This window comes from Rhizobium sp. NZLR1b, assembly GCF_019685155.1.
In the GTDB taxonomy this organism is placed as follows: Bacteria; Pseudomonadota; Alphaproteobacteria; order Rhizobiales; family Rhizobiaceae; genus Rhizobium.
In genome coordinates this window covers 167,306-185,688 of the sequence record NZ_JABDWC010000009.1, presented here as the reverse complement: position 1 = coordinate 185,688, position 18,383 = coordinate 167,306, and the positions used below count along the sequence as shown (strand labels likewise).

The window sequence follows — 18,383 nt, the reverse complement described above, 5'->3', positions numbered from 1 at the left end:
TCAGACGCGACGCCTCGTCGCTTAACCGGCCGCAGCCAGGCGGTATACGTCGTGTGGAAAATTTTGGAGGCCTCGCCCGGAATTGAACCGGGGTACAAGGATTTGCAGTCCTCTGCGTCACCACTCCGCCACGAGGCCTCACGCGCTCGTTATCTGAGCCGTGGCGAGCGTTTAGAATGATCGTAAGGAAATCGCAAGAGGGCATTTCGGAAAAACGCCATTCCGCTGCTGCCGAAAAGGCCATTTTCCCATCCCGGAACGGCGCGGGCGCAGGCTGGGATTTCCATGGCCGTGACGATGCCCTATTTCCTGCCAATGTTTGCATTTGAAACGAATTGTCAGCTTGACGATCGTGCTGTTGGCCTCATATTGCCCCCGGGAGGGTGATAGGAGCTGCAATGGATTGGGCTGCCCTCAAATCGAAGCACGCGCATGCGGCATACGACGCCGACAGCCGGGATCTCCACGTAAAATTCCCGGGTTCTCCACCAGTGAAACATGCGGATATTCCGGCGCACGTTTACCAGAACCTGCTGGAAACGAGTGATCCGCACTTCTATTACAGTTATTATGTTGCGCCTTCCCGCGTATCACGGGGTGGGCGACATCCGGTCTCGGTCTCCCACGCGCTGAAGCTCGTCCTCCTGCTTGCCGTCTGCAGCCTCCTCATGGTGACCAGCCTCGATCCGGGTCCCAGTGGAGTGTTCGAGGAAAGCGAACTCAGGTCGAATTAGGCCCAAATTCGCATAGGCGGCGTGCCCGGCTCAATCGCTGGGCCTGCGGCAAGGCGACTGGCTGCTGGGTCGACATTGTCGGTTCTGTTCTGATTGCGATAACGGCGATCGTCGCGGTGGCGATCGTTGCTGCCATCACGCTCGTTCCGGCCGTTGAAATTGCGATAGTTACGAGGTCCGTTATAGCCTCCGCCTTGACCTTGGTCGATCACGCATCCCTCGGGACGGCGGCAGACGCCGCGAGCGTCAAAACCCCGGCTGTCGAGGGCCTCGGCAGGAACGCTTGAAAAAATCGCCGCCGCTGACACAACGACGATAAATAATGCCTTCATTTCCTCACCTGGACCAATTGGCGCGTTTTCGCATTTCACAATCCATAAACCATGAAGGCAAAAGCCATTCAGGGTTTCGCCAAATCTTTCTGGAGATGACTGTCAGCCAGCCGGGTCCCGCCGCCTGTGCCACCAGACCACCAGCCGCCGCCGAAGCCTGCGCGCGACAGGCAGATCGTGCGAAAGCACCAGGAGGCCGAGCGGCAGCATCCAGAATCCCAAGATTGGCAGGAAGCCTAAGAACCCGCAAAGAATGAGGGCCACGCCGATCGCCATCCGCGCGATGCGCGAACGGGGCATTCCGATGCTGAAGGAGCCGAGCATAAGCCTGCCGCTTGCATGATCGATGCCGAAGCGCCCCGCCCGCTTTTTGGGCCTTTCGCCGGCCCTCGTCTGTTCGCGATCATTCCGATTCGTCATTCCCCAGAGATGGGCACAGGCATCCCAAATACAAGTTCATTTCATTTTTTTGAAAAAACCGCTTGGCAAATCGGGCAAGCATTTGTATTAGCCCACTCACACCGCGCCAAGCAGTGATCCCTGGTAGCTCAGCGGTAGAGCATTCGACTGTTAATCGACAGGTCGCCGGTTCGAATCCGGCCCGGGGAGCCATTTTCAAGTTAATCGCCTGTTTCGTTGAGAAATCCGAAGACAGGCGTTTTCTTCTCACTTTTAGCCCTAAATCAGCATCCCCCTAATCCTTGCGAAAATCCACAAGACGCATAAATTCAATCCATCGGATAGCTTTTGCTGGTGACCACGGATGAACTGGCACCGTGCTGATGCAATCAAAGAAAGGTCGGGTCGAATGCTCCCCCCGACCTTTTTTTTGTTCAGACGCCGGAAACAAAACGCCCGCCGAGTTGCTGCTCGACGGGCTGCTGTGGTGGTGTGGTGAGGTCAGGCCGACGCGACTGTGACCGGGTTACTGCCGACTAAAAATCGAAATACACGGTCACACCTGACCGACGACGATAGCCGTAATCGTTGCGATAGCCGTAATCGTCGCGATAGCCGTAATAGTCGCGATGCCCGTAATACCGCGGACGGTAGCACGAACCGTAGTACCGGCAGTCGCGGTAAGCGTACCGGCGGTTCTTCCAGTGGCCATACGCATATCCATTGCCGTGTCGACGGTGTTTGACCTGCTCGACGTCGGCGGTGTGCATTGCAACTGGTTTCGGCACGACGATCGGCGTGGCGTTTAGCGGCAGGGCAAAACATGCAGCCAAGACTGTGGCTGCGACTGCGGGAAAAAGCTTTTTCATCGGCGCATCCTTTCAGGCTCCGAGTCTGGGTTAATAGGCATTAACCTGGCATGAACGGCTCTCCGCTGTGGAATTTCCAGAAAGACACCAGCCGCCGCGCCCTAGTGTCGGATGGGGTGGTGATCGCGCCGGCCATCGGTGTTGGAGGAGCGGAGGTCACGTCAATGTGGCGTGAAGTGCCCCCCGCTGTTGGCCTGGGCAGCGGCCGAAAGGAACCGAGCGCACCCATAAAGCTGAGAGCCGCCCGGCCGCGGCGCCGTATGAAGCGGCGTCGCTCGCCTGCCATCGTGATGGTCACGATCCGGTTCAAGCAAAGCAAGACAGGGGTCAAGCTAGTCATACCCCGTGCTCCTGTGGACCACTCGCTCCTGGCCCGTGGCCGCATCAAGAGACCGCGATCGGCAACGTTCTGAGAGGCCTGAAAAGTTCTCATGCTGCGAACTTGGCAGACGCTACTTCGCCCTAGCACAGAGCACCACTATAACATTGCAGACGTCTTCACCGGATTGCGCGACTCGAAAACAGCAGCGGCGCTTCACCTGCGGTAGCCAAAGAACCGCCAAGGGTGTAGAGCCCATCGCATGGCCCTAGACCCACTCAAAGCACTCTCCGACTATTCCGAAGCCGATTGCACCGTGCAGTTCTGGATTGCCGACGCGCCCGCGGTTGAATTCAAATCTCTACAGGCCGCCGTGAGTTACGCGAAAAACAATGGCGGTCGATGGCAGCAGATCGAAATCACGGTGCACTTGCCCCGCGAGGATATCGTTTACGCAACCGATAAGGTGCACCAGTTGATCGATGCATTGCGCCTTCACGGCCAGTGACATTGTTGGCATAGTCCCAAAGATCCAGGTCGCGAGAGAACAGCGTGGCCGCGGTCGTGTAAGCCCTCGTGGCGCCGGCCTTCATCGACGGCGATACCTCCGGGGCTGGTCGTCCTGGCGTTCGTCTTTAATGAAAGCGAAACGACGAACCGGCCGGCCTTTGCGTTGACGGTCGAATGATGTAGAGGCTGAGGCAGGACGCGACCGCCATTAACTTTAGAATGGGGTCGGGCGGCAGATTGACGTCACGTCGCTGCCACGAGATCACGTGGCCGTTCTCATCATCGGAGCGTGGGAACCGCGCTCGCAGCTCCTTTTCAAACACATACTTCCGCCACAGCAACCGGATAGGCTCAGTCATGGCTCTCGGTATGGCAATAGGAATTGGAATAGGCGCTGCGGTCGGCCCGATTCTGTTCGACGACGTCGCGATCGGCATCACGTTCGGGGTTGCGCTCGGCGCTGCCGTTGGGGCTACAATCAAACGGAAATGACGTCCGGGCTCGATCGCGATCCTATTGGCCAACGCTCCCGACTACGGAGCGCCTGCCTGACTTCTCCCCCATACTCCCGTTCTGTGCAGACGCGAGCCGCCTGCCTTTAATAGCTGCACGAACGGCCGTCGCCGGGTCGGAAGCCATCGGCGCAGGCCGGGTTCATGGAATCTCCCGGCTGATATCCCGATGCCGTGCCATATGAATTCGGCGGTGTCGAGCAGGCCGAGATCATGGCGGCAAGACTGATTGCTCCGGCTGATACAAATGCCCGAAATCTGTTCATTGATGCTTCTCCAGTTTACGCCGTGACGCCATCATGAGTGCCTGTCCCTTGGGAGCAGCGGGAGGAATTTATCTTGCCCCCAAAGATATAGGCGCGTTGCTCGACTGGCGTTAGCGGGAGCGCCCAAGATTTCGTCGATCTTTATCATCCGCGCCTGAAGATCGTCGACGATCAAGCCGGCCGGGAACAAAGGCCGTGGTTCAAAGTTGAGTGGCATTAACAACGTAACGTCAGTTTCTGACAGGAGGTCTCTCATGGGTCGCGGTATTCTACTTTGGCTGCTCGGTGTTCCACTGCCTATCATCATTCTTCTGGCTCTGTTTATGCGATAGGAGCAGATATGTCGGTTTCAATGACAGGTTCCGGAGAGATTGCCACTCCGGTCGAATCCTCCAAATCGGCTATGACATGGGGGCCTATCTTTGGGGGAGCCGCGGCAGCCATTGGCGTGACGCTCATCCTTTTGCTGCTCGGATCCGGGCTCGGGCTGACCATGGTGTCGCCCTGGTCGGGGCAAAGCAGTTCGCTCGGGACACTCGGTGTGACGGCGGCAATCTGGCTCGTTCTCGTGCAATGGCTCTCTTCGGCGCTCGGAGGCTATATTACCGGACGGCTGCGGACGAAATGGGCGGCTGTCCACACTGATGAAGTTTTCTTCCGTGACACCGCGCATGGTTTCTTGAGCTGGGCTTTGGCGACAGTCTTCGTCGCCTGCTTTCTTGCATCGTCGCTGACCTCGCTGGCCGGCGCAGGTGCACAAGCCGTGGGTTCAGCGGCACATGCCGTGGGATCGACTGCCACTGCCGCCGGTACGGCAGCAGCATCGTCGGCAACTTCGCCGGTGGATCTCTCCACTTCCTATTTTACCGACGCACTGCTGCGCCCCGATCAGGCGCGAGCAGCGGCCACATCCAATGATGCCGCGGCAACATCGGAGGTGTCTCGCATCCTGCTCAACGGCGCCGCCGAGGGCAAGATTCCCGATGACGACAAGGCCTATCTTGCCACCATCGTCTCTTCTCGGACCGGTCTTTCCGAAGCCGATGCACGCACCCGCGTCGATGCGGTGTTGAAGCGTATCGACGACACCAAGGTTGCCGCCCAGAAAGCTGCCGATGAGGCACGCAAGGCGGCCTCCACCACGGCCCTGCTCGGCTCGCTGTCACTTCTGATCGGGGCTTTCATCGCCTCTGCCGCCGCAGCGTTTGGCGGATCGCAACGCGACGAAGAGGAAGATCTCATCGTCACTTCCCGGCGCTAAAGGCCCGGGTGAACTCGGGGCGCGGGGTCGAAAGGCCGCGCGCCCTATTTATGTTGTCTTGTTTGAAACGCAGCCCTTCGCCAGGTTGCAGTTTATTTTGCGGCGAGCGGAACATGTGGCCATTTTTGAGCTTCGGTTAAGTCAAACCTTTTCCGGAGAAGATAGATGGCCAAGAAGACGTCCAAGATCTCGCCCTCGGACAGTGCAACGATCCATGATCAGAAACTGCATCGCGGTGCAGGCGGTGAGCTTCATCAGTTTGCCGAGGACGGCATGCCGGTGTTGACCACGGCTCAAGGCGGCCCCGTCTCCGACGATCAGAATACGCTTCGCGTCGGCGCCCGTGGCCCCGCCCTCATCGAGGACTTCCATTTTCGCGAGAAGATTTTTCATTTCGACCACGAGCGCATCCCCGAGCGGGTCGTCCATGCGCGCGGTTACGGCGCCCATGGCTACTTCGAAACATACGAATCGCTGGCCGCCTATACCCGGGCCGATCTTTTCCAGCGGCCTGGCGAAAAGACCCCAGCCTTCGTACGGTTTTCCACAGTTGCCGGCAGCAAGGGTTCCGTTGATCTGGCGCGCGACGTTCGTGGTTTCGCGGTGAAGCTCTATACGCAGCAGGGTAATTGGGATCTGGTCGGCAATAACATTCCCGTCTTCTTCATTCAGGACGCAATCAAATTTCCCGACGTCATCCATTCCGTGAAGCCGGAGCCCGACAGGGAATTTCCGCAGGCGCAGTCGGCGCATGACAATTTCTGGGACTTCATCACCCTCACCCCCGAAAGCATGCACATGATCATGTGGGTCATGTCGGACCGCGCCATCCCGCGCTCCTTTCGTTTCATGGAGGGTTTCGGTGTTCACACCTTCCGCTTCATCAACGCCGCCGATGAATCGACCTTCGTCAAATTCCATTGGAAACCGAAACTTGGCCTGCAATCCGTCGCATGGAACGAGGCGGTCAAAATCAATGGTGCGGATCCGGACTTCCATCGCCGCGACCTCTGGCAGTCGGTCCAGTCAGGAAACTTCCCGGAATGGGAGCTCTGTGTCCAGCTCTTCGATCAGGACTTCGCCGATACGTTCGACTTCGACATCCTCGATCCGACGAAGATCATTCCCGAGGAGGTCTTGCCGGTCAAACCGGTCGGCCGTCTCGTGCTCGACCGAATGCCCGAAAACTTTTTCGCCGAGACCGAGCAGGTCGCCTTCATGACGCAGAACGTTCCGCCCGGCATCGATTTCAGCAACGACCCGCTTCTGCAGGGACGGAACTTCTCCTATCTCGACACGCAGCTGAAACGTCTGGGTGGTCCGAATTTCACCCATCTGCCGATCAATGCTCCGAAATGTCCCTTCCACAATTTCCAGCAGGATGGCCATATGGCGATGCGCAATCCTGTCGGGCGGGTCAATTACCAACCGAACTCCTGGAATCAAGGGCCACGAGAATCGCCGGTTCAGGGCTATCGTCACTTCCCCGCCGAGGAGCAGGGTCCCAAAGTCCGGTTGCGGCCGGAAAGCTTTGCCGATCATTACAGCCAGGCCAGGCAGTTCTTCCTCAGCCAGACACCGCCGGAGCAACGCCATATCGCGGCAGCGCTGATCTTCGAACTGAGCAAGGTCGAGACACCTGTCATTCGCGAACGCATGGTCTCGCATCTGATGAACATCGATGAGACCCTGGCCAGCAAGGTCGGCCACGCGCTCGGCTTCAAATCGATGCCGAAACCTGCCGATGCCGCCATGCCGACGCGGCAGGATCTCGAGCCGTCGCCGGCGCTCAGCATTATCGAGCGCGGTCCGAAGCGGTTCGAAGGACGCAAGCTCGGCATTCTTGTCAGCGATGGTACCGATGCCGCTATCTTCAAGGCGCTGCTTGCTGAAATCACCGAACAGAGGGCAAGTTTCGAAGTGATCGCGCCAAAGATCGGCGGCGTGACGCTCTCGGACGGCAATTGGATCGAGGCGCATCAGATGATCGACGGAGGACCCTCGGTGCTCTACGACGCCGTCGCGCTCCTCCCCTCGTCGGCGGGAACGAGTGACCTGCTGAAGGAGGCCACGGCCCATGATTTCGTGTCGGATGCCTTCGTGCACTGCAAGTTCATCGGCTATGTGGAAACAGCGCTGCCACTCATGCAGAAGGCCGGAATTGCCGATTCACGGGATGAGGGCGTGATTGCGCTCGGAGCGGCTGGGGATGTATCGGCCTTCGTCAAGGTGCTTGGCAAACTGCGTGTCTGGGGCCGCGAACCCTCGGTCAAACGGAATTGACCGCCGCCATGGGAATGATTTGTCGCAATCTAAAACCCGCGTAAACGCGGGTTTTATACCGTATGAGGCACGCAATTTATTGAAACTACGTGATGGAAACTGCTTCGATCTGTTCCATCTTCCGTCCAATGCGCTGTGGAGAGCCGTATGCGCTGGTGCTTTCGACAGATCTCCGACTTAGCCGTCTTATGGGCAGGGCATCGTGTGGTCCCTGTCACGCTGGTCGCTTTCGTAGCCACATGGGCGGCAGTCGGCCTGAGTTTTTCCTTCCCGCGGCAGTGGCTTCTGCTGACCAACATGGTCGGTACAGCTATTATATTTTTCATTTTGCTGCTGGTGCAGCACTCGCAAAATCGGGACATGATGGCGCTCCATGCAAAGCTCGACGAACTCATCCGATCAAGCAAGGCAAGAAATCACTGGATTGCGGCTGAGAAGAAAGATGCCGACGCCATCGAGGAAATGCGCCAACAACACCACGACCAGATCTCAAAGACAATGAACTGAAGCGCGTCGCACGGAGGCGGCATGCATCAGGCGGATGCCGCCTCTGCGGCAGACTTTTCATCCGCTTTTTCCTCGACGCAGTCGGCTTGCGCGGCAAGCGTCTTGCTCATTTCCCTGAGTTCCTCCTCCTCCAGCTTTTCGATACCGACAAACTTGTTGGCGGCCTGGCTCGTCAGGATGAGTTCGTCAAGCTTGGCCTGGACCGCCTTTCCGTCGCGGTTCTGGCTGTTCTGCAAGACAAATACCATCAGGAAGGTGATGATGGTCGTGGTTGTATTGATCACAAGCTGCCAGGTTTCAGAATAGCCGAAAAACGGGCCGGAGATCGCCCATGCAAGTACGAGCGCCAGCGCCGCTACGAAGGTGAACGGCTTTCCCGAGAAATCGGCGACGAGGGTTGCAAAGGAAGAGAAGAAGTTGGGTTTGTTCGACATCTGAAAAGCCTCGCTGGATCGCAGCATCAATGCCGTCAATCGACAACATCAACGTCAAATCCGGGCCGAAGTTCCTCGCCGGTGAGCCGTCAGCGCACCCGGAAACACGGCCAACTCAGAAAATATTGTGCAGCGCAGCAACTTTTTGCTAGTGTAGACGTTTGGTTAAGCATCACCGCCATCCCGGCTGCTGATTGGCGGAGACTTTTCATGAGATCTATGTCAGACACTCTCGCACGCCTTGCTGCGCTGCGTGGAACGCTTCGCCCCCAACCCACGCAGGACAATTCCGATCTTGTCGCCTTGGAGGCGTTTGGCGCAAACCCGGGTGCTTTGGGAGGCCATACCTATCTGCCGACGAAGCGCGGGAAAAACATGGCGCTGGTCGTCGTCCTGCACGGCTGCATCCAGACTGCCGCCGGCTATGATATCGGGTCGGGGTGGTCGCGATTGGCCGAGGACTATGGCTTCGCGCTACTGTTTCCCGAGCAGCGACGGGCAAACAATCCAAACCTCTGCTTCAACTGGTTTAACCCGGAGGACACAAGACGCGATCACGGCGAGGTCTCTTCCATTCGCCAGATGATCGCAAAACTCGTTGCCGAACACGGTATCGACAGCCGGCGCGTGTTCGTGACGGGGCTTTCGGCCGGTGGCGCCATGGCCGCCGCCATGCTTGCCACCTATCCGGAGGTTTTTGCCGGCGGCGCGATCATTGCGGGCCTGCCCTATGCAAGCGCCGCGACCATTCCCGAGGCATTCGACCGAATGCGCGGCCACGGCGGTCCGACGGCAGAAGAACTTGAATTGCGGTTGAGAAGCGCTTCAGGGCACAAAGGTCCCTGGCCGACATTATCACTCTGGCAGGGAACCGCCGACAGAACCGTCGTACCAGCCAATGCGAATGCGATCGTGGAGCAATGGAGAAATATCCACAGCGTCGACGCATCGCCGTCACGCGTCGAGGATATCGGGCGACATCAGCGAAGGGTGTGGACCGATGCTCATGGGGTCGAGGTGATTGAGCTTTATACGATTGCCGGGATGGATCACGGCACTCCGCTCGATGTCGGCACCGGCTACGGGGCAAGCGGCCCCTTCATGCTTGACGTCGGAATTTCCTCGACGGTGGAAATTGCCAGATCCTGGGGTCTGGTTCCCTCGTTTGAAAAGCGACTCGTCGCCAAATCCTCTGCTGCGCAACCGGAAAACGCCACGGCTCCATTCGCCGCGGAGAGCGACCGTGGCGGCATTCAGAAGGTCATTGAAGACGCCCTTCGATCCGCCGGCCTGCTGCGGTAAAGCGACAGACCGAGAGCAGCCCTGGCTGCTATGCCGTCATGCCAGGATGACCGTCGGAAGCCGGCGAGATTGCGCTATCGGTTTTGGGACTTGGGCAGTGGCCCGTTTTGATGGCTGAGGACGAGTTCGATCTGGACATCCTGCTGAAACTGCAGCACCCGCTGACCAACGTCGCTCTCCGGCATCCCGGCTGCCAGAAGCTGATCGGCGAGCCTGCGGCATTCGGCCCTCCAGAATTCTATTGCCTCTGCGCCGTGTCGGCGGCCGAGTTCACGGGCGCAGCGCTCGATATTGGCGGTTCCGGTTGCAGAGGGAAAAGCAATAACCCTGCCTTCACTACGGGCGGCGGGGCGGCAGGTCATTTCAGTAGCCATTGAACACAGGTTCCTTTGATCCTATTCGTTGTCTACGGGACTATGGTTAATGCTTTCTATCGTTCGTATCGGTTCCTTTTGACGAAGCAGAATTTGCAGCCCACGGCCGTCAGTCAGCCTCGCCTTCGACCTTGACGCCGGCACGCCGATGCGCCGACAGTCCGTGTCACGATCGACACTCCAGGCACAGAGACCACTGATGACGATGACCGTTCCCCGCAATTTCCTGAAAAGCCTGTTCGACGCGGCGGTTCGCGCCGCCGATCCGATAACCGGCATCAAGGCAAACCTGCCGGATCGGCCGAAGGGAAAGACCGTGGTAATCGGCGCCGGCAAGGGTGCTGCGCAGATGGCGCGGGCGCTTGAAAGCGTCTGGGATAGACCGCTCGAGGGTCTGGTGGTCACCCGCTACGGTTACGGCTGCGAGACAATCGATATCGACATCATCGAGGCTGCCCATCCGGTGCCCGATGCGGCAGGCCTTGCCGCGGCAAGGCGGCTGATGGAGACGGTGAACGGACTGACGGAAGACGATCTGGTGATCGCGCTGATCTGCGGCGGCGGCTCGGCCCTGCTGCCCGCCCCGCCGGAGGGGCTGGCCCTCGAAGACGAGATTGCCCTCAACGAAATGCTGCTTGCCTCAGGCGCGCCGATCTCGGCGATGAATGTCGTGCGCAAACATCTCTCGACCATCAAAGGCGGGAGACTTGCGGCAGCAACCAAAGCAAGGGTCGTCAGCCTGATCGTCTCCGACATTCCCGGCGACAACCCGGCGCATGTCGCCTCCGGGCCGACCGTGCCTGACGGTTCGACGCGGCACGATGCGCTGGAGATCATCAGGCAATATGGATTGCAGCTGCCGCAGGCGGCGCTCGACCATCTGAACTTGCCGAAGGCCGATGCACCGCGGCCGGACGATCCGGTCTTCCTACGGCACGAGCATCATATCATCGCCTCTGCCGGCGTGTCGCTGGAGGCCGCTGCGGCCCTGGCGAAGTCGCAGGGGATCGAGCCCGCCATCCTTTCGGATGCGATCGAGGGAGAATCGCGCGACGTGGCGCGGGTGCATGCGGCCATCGCCCGCGAGGTGCTGGGCCGGAACAGGCCGTTTTCGAAGCCGGTCGTCATCCTTTCCGGCGGCGAGACGACGGTGACGCTCCGAGCCAAGGGCGGCAAAGGCGGACGCAACGGCGAATTCGCGCTCGCCATGGCGCTTGATATCGACGGACAGGAGGGTATCCATGTCCTTGCCGCCGACACGGACGGGATCGATGGCTCGGAGGATAATGCCGGCGCCTTTGCCGATGGTGGCACCGTCAAGCGCCTTCGTGCCGCCGGGCTCGATCCGCGCCGGCTGCTCGACGGCAATGACAGCTATTCCGGCTTTGCGGCCACCAGCGACCTCTTCGAAACCGGCCCGACCGGAACCAACGTCAATGATTTCAGGGCTATCCTGATCCGCTGAAAGCCGGCCAATGGCAGCGATGGTGGATCAGGTTTTGATCCGCCCCTGCCCGACCAGCCATCCCACCGCCTCCTGCACCGCCTGCTGGGACGTGTACCTGGGGGTGTAACCGAGCAGGCGCCGGGCTTTGGCGATCGAGCAATTCGGGCTTCGGGCAATATGCTCCCACGTCGCCTTCGCATCTTCGGCCGTCTGGCTTTTGGCCCAGGCATTGAATGGGGCGAAGGTGAGCTTCGGCTCCTGCCCGAACCACCGCGACATGGCTTCGGCATAACCGCGAAGCGTCAGCGCCTGCTCCGAAACCGCGTGGAAACTTTCCCCGATCGACGCATTCCTGTTGGCGATCGCACCCATGAACATCGCCGCCACGTCATCGGCATGGACGTGATGGACAGTCTCCAGGCCGAAATGGGGCAGCGCCAGGGTCTCTCCCCGAGCAAGGGTTGAAAAGACCTGCAGGTTGAAATTACCGGCAGGATTGAGCGGCGCCCATCCGGGACCGACAATATGGCCGGGATGGATGATGGTTGCCGGAAAGCCGTGAAGCCTTGCCTGCTGCAGCAGATAGGTTTCGATCGCCGCCTTCTGGATGCCATAGTCACCGAAAGGAGACTTCGGCGCCTCTTCCAGTGTCGGCACGGCACTGGCGTGGCCGTGTGTCCAGATCGTGCCGGTATGCAGGAAATGACCGACATGCCCCGATAGTGCCGTCACCAGATGCTCCGCGCTCTCCAGCGTGAAGCAGATCATGTCGATGACGGTGTCGGCTTTCAACTCACGCACGGCCGTGCCGAATTCACCGGTCCGTTCCATCGCTGCCCGATCCATCCGACGCTGATCGACGGCAGCCCAGGCGCGGTTTTCCGTGTAGGGCTTGGCGGCGCCGCGGCTGATCGTGACGACGTCGTGCCCCGCCTCAACCAGACGAGGAACGAGATAGGTTCCGACATGGCCCGTTGCCCCGATGACCAAAACCCGCATTGTCGTTCCTCCCTTTGCATGATCCGCGCCGACTATGCTGCGCCGTGCCGCGATCCCGTAAGCGGAGTTTTCGCCAAGATGGGAAAGCGGCCCCGCTATCGATTCTTGAAAACAAGGCAGGTGCCGCCGTGACTGCGGATCTGGTTGCAGAGGTTGTTGGCTTCCGGGCGCGTCTGCCGGCCGATGCGGGCAGCATAACGCGGGCGAAAGCCGAAGCTGCGATCACGCTGTCGCAGGATCAGCGGTTGCTCCGCATTGAGCGGCGCAGGCAGATCCTGCACCGAATCGAGAAACATACGCCGGGCCACCGCGACATCCGCGTTCGCGGCAAGCTGGACGCCCCAGGGCGCCCAATCGCCCTCCGGACGCCAAGGCGTGTCCTTCAATATCCGGCGTTCGGCAAGCGCCACGCAACCCTCGAGAAAGGGCCTGTCCTTGTCGAGCGGGGCGGCCGCATCTTCCGGCGGATTGTCCTTCCACTCCTCCACCGTATGAGCGGTGATCGCCATGACGTAGCCGCGCGTCTCGTAAGGTAATCTTCCTGACGCGAGGTAAGAAGAAAGGCCGTTTTCGCCGGCATTGTAGGCAGCGGCGGCAAGGCCGAGATTGCCGAAACGATTGCGCAATTCATCGAGATACTGCGCCGATTTCCGCAGGGCTTCCAGCACCTGGTAGCTGTCCTCAAGGCCGCGCAGTTTCGCCGTTCCGGGCATGAACTGCGCAATCCCCTGCGCTCCCTTAAAGCTCACGGCATCGGGGCGAAAGGTGCTTTCGCGCCAGATGAGACGGGCGAAATAATCCGGCGGCAATTGATTGGCGCTGGCGAAATGCTCGATCGCGACGCAAAGGTCGCGATTGAAATTGTCCTTACGGATGCAGAGTGTCTCGCCCGATCCCGACGCCGAAGGCCCAGAGTAGAGACAGGCCGGCTCGGCAGCGCTTTCTTCCGGCTGGGCTTTTCCACTGGCTGCGGCGGAAAACAGAAGGCAGAGCGAAAGCATGGCCTTCGCCGTTCTCCTCCCAATGCCGGACTGACGCTTTCGCCCTATCATCGGATCTCAGCAGGTTCGACTTCCATCGCGACGGTGATCCTAGATAGCATCGATCAAGGCGCGAAGCTTGCCATTTCCGCAATGCCCGCACGAAAAAGCCGCCGCGCCAGATGGCCGCGGCGGCTTCAGGAAAGCTTTGAATACAGCGGTCAGGCCGTCGGTTGCTTGGTCTTCCGGAGATACGGCAGAACCGTATCGAAGGAGCCAAAACGCGTGATTGCGTCTTCGTTGGAAACCGCTGCGGTGATGATGACGTCCTCGCCCTGGTTCCAGTTCGCCGGTGTCGCCACCTGGTGCTTGGCCGTCAGCTGGATGGAATCGATGGCGCGCAGGATCTCGTTGAAATTCCGCCCCGTCGTCATCGGATAGGTGAGGATCAGCTTGATCTTCTTATCGGGACCGATGATGAAGACCGAACGCACCGTTGCGTTGTCGGCGGGCGTGCGGCCTTCCGAGCTCTCGCCGGCGCCGGCCGGCAGCATGTCGTAGAGCTTGGCGACCTTGAGGTCCTTATCGCCGATCAGCGGATAATCGACGTCGAAGCCGGTGGCGGTCCTGATGTCGTTCTTCCACTTGGCATGGCTTTCCACAGGATCGACGGAGATGCCGATGATCTTGACACCACGCTTGGAAAAGTCCCCGGCCAGGCCGGCCATGGCGCCGAGCTCGGTCGTGCAGACAGGCGTGAAATTCTTCGGATGCGAGAACAGGACGGCCCAGCCACTGCCGATCCAATCATGGAAGCTGACCGGTCCCTGTGTGGTGTCGGCGGTAAAATCGGGAGCAATATCGTTGATGCGTAAGCTCATGGTCGGCCCTCCAAAGCCTTGTGTTAAATCTTGATCATCTCAAATCGAGGCCATGGGATCCGTCCGCCGGAAGCGGTCACGAGATTGCGGTCAACAGGATCGCACCGGCCGAAGATAAAAACTTCCCATTCCAGGATTTTAAGTACGTCATATACCACGATCACCGAAGGCATGCTCTTTCGATTTCAGGCCTACGGCGGCATTATTTTTCCGATGCATCCGAGCGATGACAGGGCCGATATTTCAATCGGCCTTATCTGAAACATCAGGGGTCCGCCCTGCCCTCATTCAAGCCGCCTGCACGGTTTTGATCCTGTCGATGCCGCCGACAATAGGCGCGAAATCGGCCCAGACGCCCTGCGCGCCCTTCTGCCATTCATCGAAGGCTTCCGGCTTCAAGAGCTTGCCGCCATGGCCAAGCGCCGTCTCGACGGACTTCACCTCGTCGTCGACGATCAGCTGGTTGAAATAGGTGGCGCCTTCGCTGGAAGCCTGCTGGAACACCGCCTTCTGCTCGTCATTGAGGCCAGCCCAGAAGGTCGAGGAATAATAGATGACGCCGGATGCCCAGATGTGGCCAGTCTCGGTCATATCAGGCACGACCTCATAAAGCTTGAAGCCGGAATAGGCCGATTTGGTCAGGTCCATCGCGTCGGCGACGCCGGTTGCGAGCGCATTGTAGGTCTCGGTGATCGGAATGCCGATCGGTGTCGTGCCGAACGCGCTCCAGAGCTTGGTGTGCAGCGGGCTCTGGATGACGCGGATGCGCTTGCCCTTGAGTTGCTCGGGCCGCGTCACCGGTTCCTTGGTCAGGAGATGGCGGGCGCCATAATTGATGAAATCGCCGACGACGAAATTCTGCGCCTGCAGCCTCTGCTTGAGATCGGCACCGACATCGCCGCTGACGGTCCTGCGCACATGGTCGGCATCGCGGAAGAGGAAGGGCAGATCGAGGATCTGCAATTCCGGCGCCCAGCCGGAGAGCGACGAGACCGTCGAGAGGCTGGCCTGGATCGAGCCGAGGCGCACGCCCTCGGCCACTTCCTTCTCGCCGCCGAGCGCGCCGTTCCTGACGATATTGAACTTGAACTGGCCGGGAAGCTTGGCTTCGACCAGTTCGCCGATCTTCACCCAGATCTTCGTTTCCGGCTTGTCGTCGTTAAGCAGCGAGGCAATCGTGATCGTCGTCGTGCGGGCGGCGGCCGTGCGGACGAAAGCGGGCGCCGCGAGCGCCGTTCCGGCGAGCGCTGCGGTCTTCAGGAAATGGCGTCGGTTGAGATTGTCCATGGGGTTGTCCTGTTCGTTAGACGATGATGGCCCAGGCGCAAAGGATTGCGAGCGAGACCAGAAGGGCGAGCAGATAAGGAACGACGGCCCGGAAGAGCTCTGACGCGGGAATGCGGGTGACGCCGCTGACGACGAAGATCAGCATGCCGAGCGGCGGCGTCAGTCCGTGGATCATCAGGTTGACCACGATGATCACGCCGAACTGGATGGGATCGATGCCGGCGGCAACCGCTGCCGGCAGCAGGATCGGGCCGAAGAGCAGGATCGCGGCACCGATGTCGAGAACGAGACCGACGACCAGCAAAATGACGTTCGACAAAAGAATGACGGCAAGCGCGCTGCCGCCGAGCGCCGTCGTCAGATGCGAGATCAGCGAGGACACGTCATCGACCGCCAACAGGAAGGCGAAGGGGCCGGCCGTGCCGATCAGGAGACCGATCGCCGCTGCCTCGACCGCCGCCTGACGAAAGGCAACATAGAGCGAGAGGAAACCGAGGCGCGCACCGATGCCGAGCAGCAGCGTGTAAAAGGCGGCGAGTGCTGCTGCCTCCGTGGTCGTGACGATGCCGATACGGATGCCGACGACGACTATGACGCCGAGGCCGAAGGCGGGGATCGCCTGGACCGCCGATTGCCAGCGCTGTCTCGCGGTCGCGCGCGGCAACGGCACCTGTTCGGTGACCGTCAGGTGAATGGCAACCGCCAGGCATATGGCCATCAGGCAGCCGGCAAAAAAGCCGCCGACGAGCAGTGCGCCGACGGAAAGATTGGTCGCCGAGGCAAGGATGAGAAATGCGATCGACGGCGGGATGATGTTGTCGAGAACCGATGTCGAGGCGATGATCGCCGCCGCCTGCGCCGGTCGATAGCCGTGCTTGACCAGTTCGGGCTGGAAGGTCGACGCGCCGAAAGCGGCATTTGCGACCGAGGAGCCGGAAGCGCCGGAAAAGAGAACGCTGGTCAAAAGCGTCGTCTGCGCCAGTCCGGCCCGGCGATGACCAACCATGGCGGCAGCAAAACGGACGAGCTGATTGGCGACGCCCGAAGCCGTCAGCAGGCCGCCGACTAGCAGGAAGAAGGGAATGGCGAGCAGCAGGAATTTCGATATGCCGGTGACGGTCGAGGAAACGATCGCCGCTTCCGGCAGGCTGCTGCCGAAGGCGATGGCGACATAGGCCGCGGCGAGAAAGGCGTGCGGCAGCGGCGCGGCGAGCACGAGACCGATCGCCGCGATCAACCCGAGGAAAATGCTTGGCGGCCAGTCGAGATCAATTGAGATATGCGGGATGCCGGCATAGAGCGCGACGCCCAGCGCAAGCGAAAGCGTTACCGGCAGGACCTTGCCGTCGGCGATACGCTGCAGAAGCAATACGACGAGGATCAGCGCGCCGCCGGCGCCGAGGAAGCCGAAGCGGATCCATTCCGGCAGACCGAGCGTCGGCGAGATACCGCCGAGCATCGTCATGATCTGGTTGCCGCCGAAACTCAGGATCAAGGCGGAAAGCACGGTGAAGATATCGGCGCCGATCCGCGTGACCTTCTGCAGGCTTTCCGGCAGCATCCTGACGAAAACGTCGAGGCGCATGGCAAGCGCGCTGTTGAGGCTGAGCGGCGCGCCGAGTGCGATCAGTGCCACATGCAGCCAGACTCCGAGGTCCTCGGTACCGATGAAGCCGGTGCCGAGGAAATAACGCAGGCAGACCGTGACGAGCACCATGAACAGCAACACGGCGAGAACGGATGCCGCGGCAATGCCGAGGATCGCTTCAACAGCCCGCAGCGCCCGCGCCGCAAGCCCATCGTCCCCGACCCGTTCGATCGGACGAACTTCACTGGTGGCCAATAAACCTACCTTCTGCCCAGAGGATCTGGCACTCCTGATCCTCAAAAAGATCGCGGTCGAGAGCGTCACGCCTTTTCGCCGAAACGGAGCGCTTCCTCAAGCGGCAACGGGCCAGAAAAATCGGGCTATCGACATCGGTCTGTTGAATGGAGAAGCCCAAAAGTGCAGCATTTGATTGTTTTTTAGGCATTTGCGTTGATGCACGTTTTTCAGGCGACACCTTGCCAAAATTGCTGCAGTGCGTCATCAATGAATAATGACGCATCTCGATCTGACAATTCTGGTGATCGACGAAAATGCCATACGCGCCTCCATCATCGAAGAAGGGCTGCGCGAGGCAGGGCATGCGCGCGTCACCGTGGTGCATGAGGTCAACGGCATCGCGCGAATCATCGAAACACTGACGCCCGACGTAATCATCATCGATATCGAAAATCCCAACCGCGACATGATGGAGCATCTGTTCCAGCTGACGCGCACGGTCAGCCGGCCAATCGCCATGTTCGTCGATCGCTCCGACACGGCCTCGATCGAAGCTGCGGTCGATGCCGGCGTCTCGGCCTATATCGTCGACGGATTGAAGAAGGAACGTGTCAAGCCGATCCTCGACATGGCCGTCAGCCGCTTCAATGCCTTCAGCCGGCTGCGGCGCGAGCTTGCCGATGCCCGCTCAGCGCTGGAGGAACGCAAGCTCATCGAGCGCGCCAAGGGCATATTGATGAAAATGCGCGGACTGTCCGAAGAAGAGGCGTTCGCCCTGTTGCGCCAGACAGCGATGAACGAAAAGAAGAAGATGTCGGAAATCGCCCAGAGCGTCGTCACCGCCGCAGGGCTGTTGATGTAA

The 18,383-nt window shown here is 59.9% G+C and carries 21 protein-coding genes and 2 tRNA genes; 10 read left to right on the top strand and 13 right to left on the bottom strand.

Going from position 1 to position 18,383, the window contains the following annotated elements; all coding sequences use genetic code 11:
• Window positions 1-64 precede the first annotated feature (64 nt).
• Window positions 65-138 (bottom strand) — tRNA-Cys (locus HJB84_RS15730).
• 260 nt (window positions 139-398) lie between these two features.
• Here HJB84_RS15730 and HJB84_RS15725 point away from each other — a divergent pair.
• Window positions 399-734 carry a KTSC domain-containing protein gene (locus tag HJB84_RS15725; RefSeq protein ID WP_221116312.1) on the top strand — a complete coding sequence of 112 codons (336 nt, stop codon included), beginning with the start codon at window positions 399-401 and terminating at the stop codon, window positions 732-734.
• On the opposite strand, the gene HJB84_RS15720 is transcribed toward HJB84_RS15725, so the two are convergent.
• A complete protein-coding gene (locus HJB84_RS15720; protein WP_207583954.1) occupies window positions 731-1,066 on the bottom strand; it encodes a hypothetical protein in 336 nt (111 codons plus the stop codon). The two genes, HJB84_RS15725 and HJB84_RS15720, sit on opposite strands and share 4 nt — an antisense overlap.
• 102 nt (window positions 1,067-1,168) lie before the next feature.
• Window positions 1,169-1,486 carry a hypothetical protein gene (locus HJB84_RS15715; RefSeq protein WP_207583953.1) on the bottom strand — a complete coding sequence of 106 codons (318 nt, stop codon included), beginning with the start codon at window positions 1,484-1,486 and terminating at the stop codon, window positions 1,169-1,171.
• Between HJB84_RS15715 and HJB84_RS15710 the strand changes: the two genes are divergently transcribed.
• Window positions 1,406-1,603: a hypothetical protein gene (locus HJB84_RS15710; RefSeq protein ID WP_207584408.1), complete on the top strand. Its 198-nt coding sequence runs from the start codon at window positions 1,406-1,408 to the stop codon at window positions 1,601-1,603. The two genes, HJB84_RS15715 and HJB84_RS15710, sit on opposite strands and share 81 nt — an antisense overlap.
• A tRNA-Asn gene (locus HJB84_RS15705) sits at window positions 1,604-1,678 on the top strand.
• A gap of 323 nt (window positions 1,679-2,001) precedes the next feature.
• Here the strand turns inward: HJB84_RS15705 and HJB84_RS15700 are convergent.
• Entirely contained in the window at window positions 2,002-2,334 is a 333-nt protein-coding gene (locus HJB84_RS15700; protein ID WP_207583952.1) for a hypothetical protein, read from the bottom strand.
• A gap of 581 nt (window positions 2,335-2,915) precedes the next feature.
• Between HJB84_RS15700 and HJB84_RS15695 the strand changes: the two genes are divergently transcribed.
• Entirely contained in the window at window positions 2,916-3,161 is a 246-nt protein-coding gene (locus tag HJB84_RS15695) for a hypothetical protein (RefSeq protein WP_207583951.1), read from the top strand.
• Between the two features lie 600 nt (window positions 3,162-3,761).
• Here the strand turns inward: HJB84_RS15695 and HJB84_RS33595 are convergent.
• Window positions 3,762-3,941, bottom strand: a complete 180-nt coding sequence (locus HJB84_RS33595) for a hypothetical protein (protein WP_259671102.1) — start codon at window positions 3,939-3,941, stop codon at window positions 3,762-3,764.
• Window positions 3,942-4,281: 340 nt separating this feature from the next.
• Here HJB84_RS33595 and HJB84_RS15690 point away from each other — a divergent pair, with 340 nt between their 5' ends.
• The 3 genes from HJB84_RS15690 (at window position 4,282) to HJB84_RS15680 (ending at window position 7,992) form a co-directional block, all read left to right on the top strand.
• A complete protein-coding gene (locus tag HJB84_RS15690; protein WP_221116311.1) occupies window positions 4,282-5,202 on the top strand; it encodes a hypothetical protein in 921 nt (306 codons plus the stop codon).
• 165 nt (window positions 5,203-5,367) lie between these two features.
• Window positions 5,368-7,485 (top strand): catalase, encoded by a 2,118-nt coding sequence (locus HJB84_RS15685; protein ID WP_221116310.1) that lies wholly within the window; start codon window positions 5,368-5,370, stop codon window positions 7,483-7,485.
• A gap of 147 nt (window positions 7,486-7,632) precedes the next feature.
• Entirely contained in the window at window positions 7,633-7,992 is a 360-nt protein-coding gene (locus HJB84_RS15680; RefSeq protein ID WP_207583948.1) for a low affinity iron permease family protein, read from the top strand.
• 26 nt (window positions 7,993-8,018) lie between these two features.
• Here HJB84_RS15680 and HJB84_RS15675 read toward each other — a convergent pair whose 3' ends face one another.
• Window positions 8,019-8,426: a low affinity iron permease family protein gene (locus HJB84_RS15675; RefSeq protein ID WP_207583947.1), complete on the bottom strand. Its 408-nt coding sequence runs from the start codon at window positions 8,424-8,426 to the stop codon at window positions 8,019-8,021.
• 210 nt (window positions 8,427-8,636) lie between these two features.
• Here HJB84_RS15675 and HJB84_RS15670 point away from each other — a divergent pair, with 210 nt between their 5' ends.
• Window positions 8,637-9,728: a PHB depolymerase family esterase gene (locus tag HJB84_RS15670; RefSeq protein ID WP_207583946.1), complete on the top strand. Its 1,092-nt coding sequence runs from the start codon at window positions 8,637-8,639 to the stop codon at window positions 9,726-9,728.
• A 74-nt stretch (window positions 9,729-9,802) separates the two neighbouring features.
• Here the strand turns inward: HJB84_RS15670 and HJB84_RS15665 are convergent, their stop codons facing one another.
• Entirely contained in the window at window positions 9,803-10,102 is a 300-nt protein-coding gene (locus tag HJB84_RS15665; protein WP_221116309.1) for a DUF6074 family protein, read from the bottom strand.
• Window positions 10,103-10,301: 199 nt separating this feature from the next.
• Here HJB84_RS15665 and HJB84_RS15660 point away from each other — a divergent pair, with 199 nt between their 5' ends.
• Complete coding sequence (locus tag HJB84_RS15660; RefSeq protein ID WP_207583944.1) at window positions 10,302-11,567, top strand: glycerate kinase; 1,266 nt, start codon at window positions 10,302-10,304, stop codon at window positions 11,565-11,567.
• Between the two features lie 27 nt (window positions 11,568-11,594).
• Here the strand turns inward: HJB84_RS15660 and HJB84_RS15655 are convergent, their stop codons facing one another.
• The 6 genes from HJB84_RS15655 to HJB84_RS15630 all read right to left on the bottom strand — a co-directional run bounded on the left by HJB84_RS15655 (window position 11,595) and on the right by HJB84_RS15630 (window position 17,804).
• Entirely contained in the window at window positions 11,595-12,548 is a 954-nt protein-coding gene (locus tag HJB84_RS15655) for an NAD(P)-dependent oxidoreductase (RefSeq protein WP_207583943.1), read from the bottom strand.
• A 95-nt stretch (window positions 12,549-12,643) separates the two neighbouring features.
• Window positions 12,644-13,600, bottom strand: a complete 957-nt coding sequence (locus tag HJB84_RS15650; RefSeq protein ID WP_207583942.1) for a lytic transglycosylase domain-containing protein — start codon at window positions 13,598-13,600, stop codon at window positions 12,644-12,646.
• Between the two features lie 149 nt (window positions 13,601-13,749).
• Window positions 13,750-14,409 (bottom strand): peroxiredoxin, encoded by a 660-nt coding sequence (locus HJB84_RS15645; RefSeq protein WP_207583941.1) that lies wholly within the window; start codon window positions 14,407-14,409, stop codon window positions 13,750-13,752.
• Between the two features lie 288 nt (window positions 14,410-14,697).
• The gene (locus HJB84_RS15640; protein ID WP_207583940.1) at window positions 14,698-15,696 is read right to left on the bottom strand and encodes a TRAP transporter substrate-binding protein; all 999 of its coding nucleotides are present in this window, start codon (window positions 15,694-15,696) and stop codon (window positions 14,698-14,700) included.
• A 16-nt stretch (window positions 15,697-15,712) separates the two neighbouring features.
• Window positions 15,713-17,539, bottom strand: a complete 1,827-nt coding sequence (locus HJB84_RS15635; RefSeq protein ID WP_221116308.1) for a TRAP transporter large permease subunit — start codon at window positions 17,537-17,539, stop codon at window positions 15,713-15,715.
• Window positions 17,526-17,804 carry a hypothetical protein gene (locus tag HJB84_RS15630; protein WP_207583938.1) on the bottom strand — a complete coding sequence of 93 codons (279 nt, stop codon included), beginning with the start codon at window positions 17,802-17,804 and terminating at the stop codon, window positions 17,526-17,528. The genes HJB84_RS15635 and HJB84_RS15630 overlap by 14 nt, the downstream gene beginning before the upstream one ends.
• On the opposite strand from HJB84_RS15630, the gene HJB84_RS15625 reads away from it, so the two are divergent.
• Window positions 17,796-18,383, top strand: coding sequence for an ANTAR domain-containing response regulator (locus HJB84_RS15625; RefSeq protein ID WP_207583937.1), 588 nt, complete (start codon window positions 17,796-17,798; stop codon window positions 18,381-18,383). The two genes, HJB84_RS15630 and HJB84_RS15625, sit on opposite strands and share 9 nt — an antisense overlap.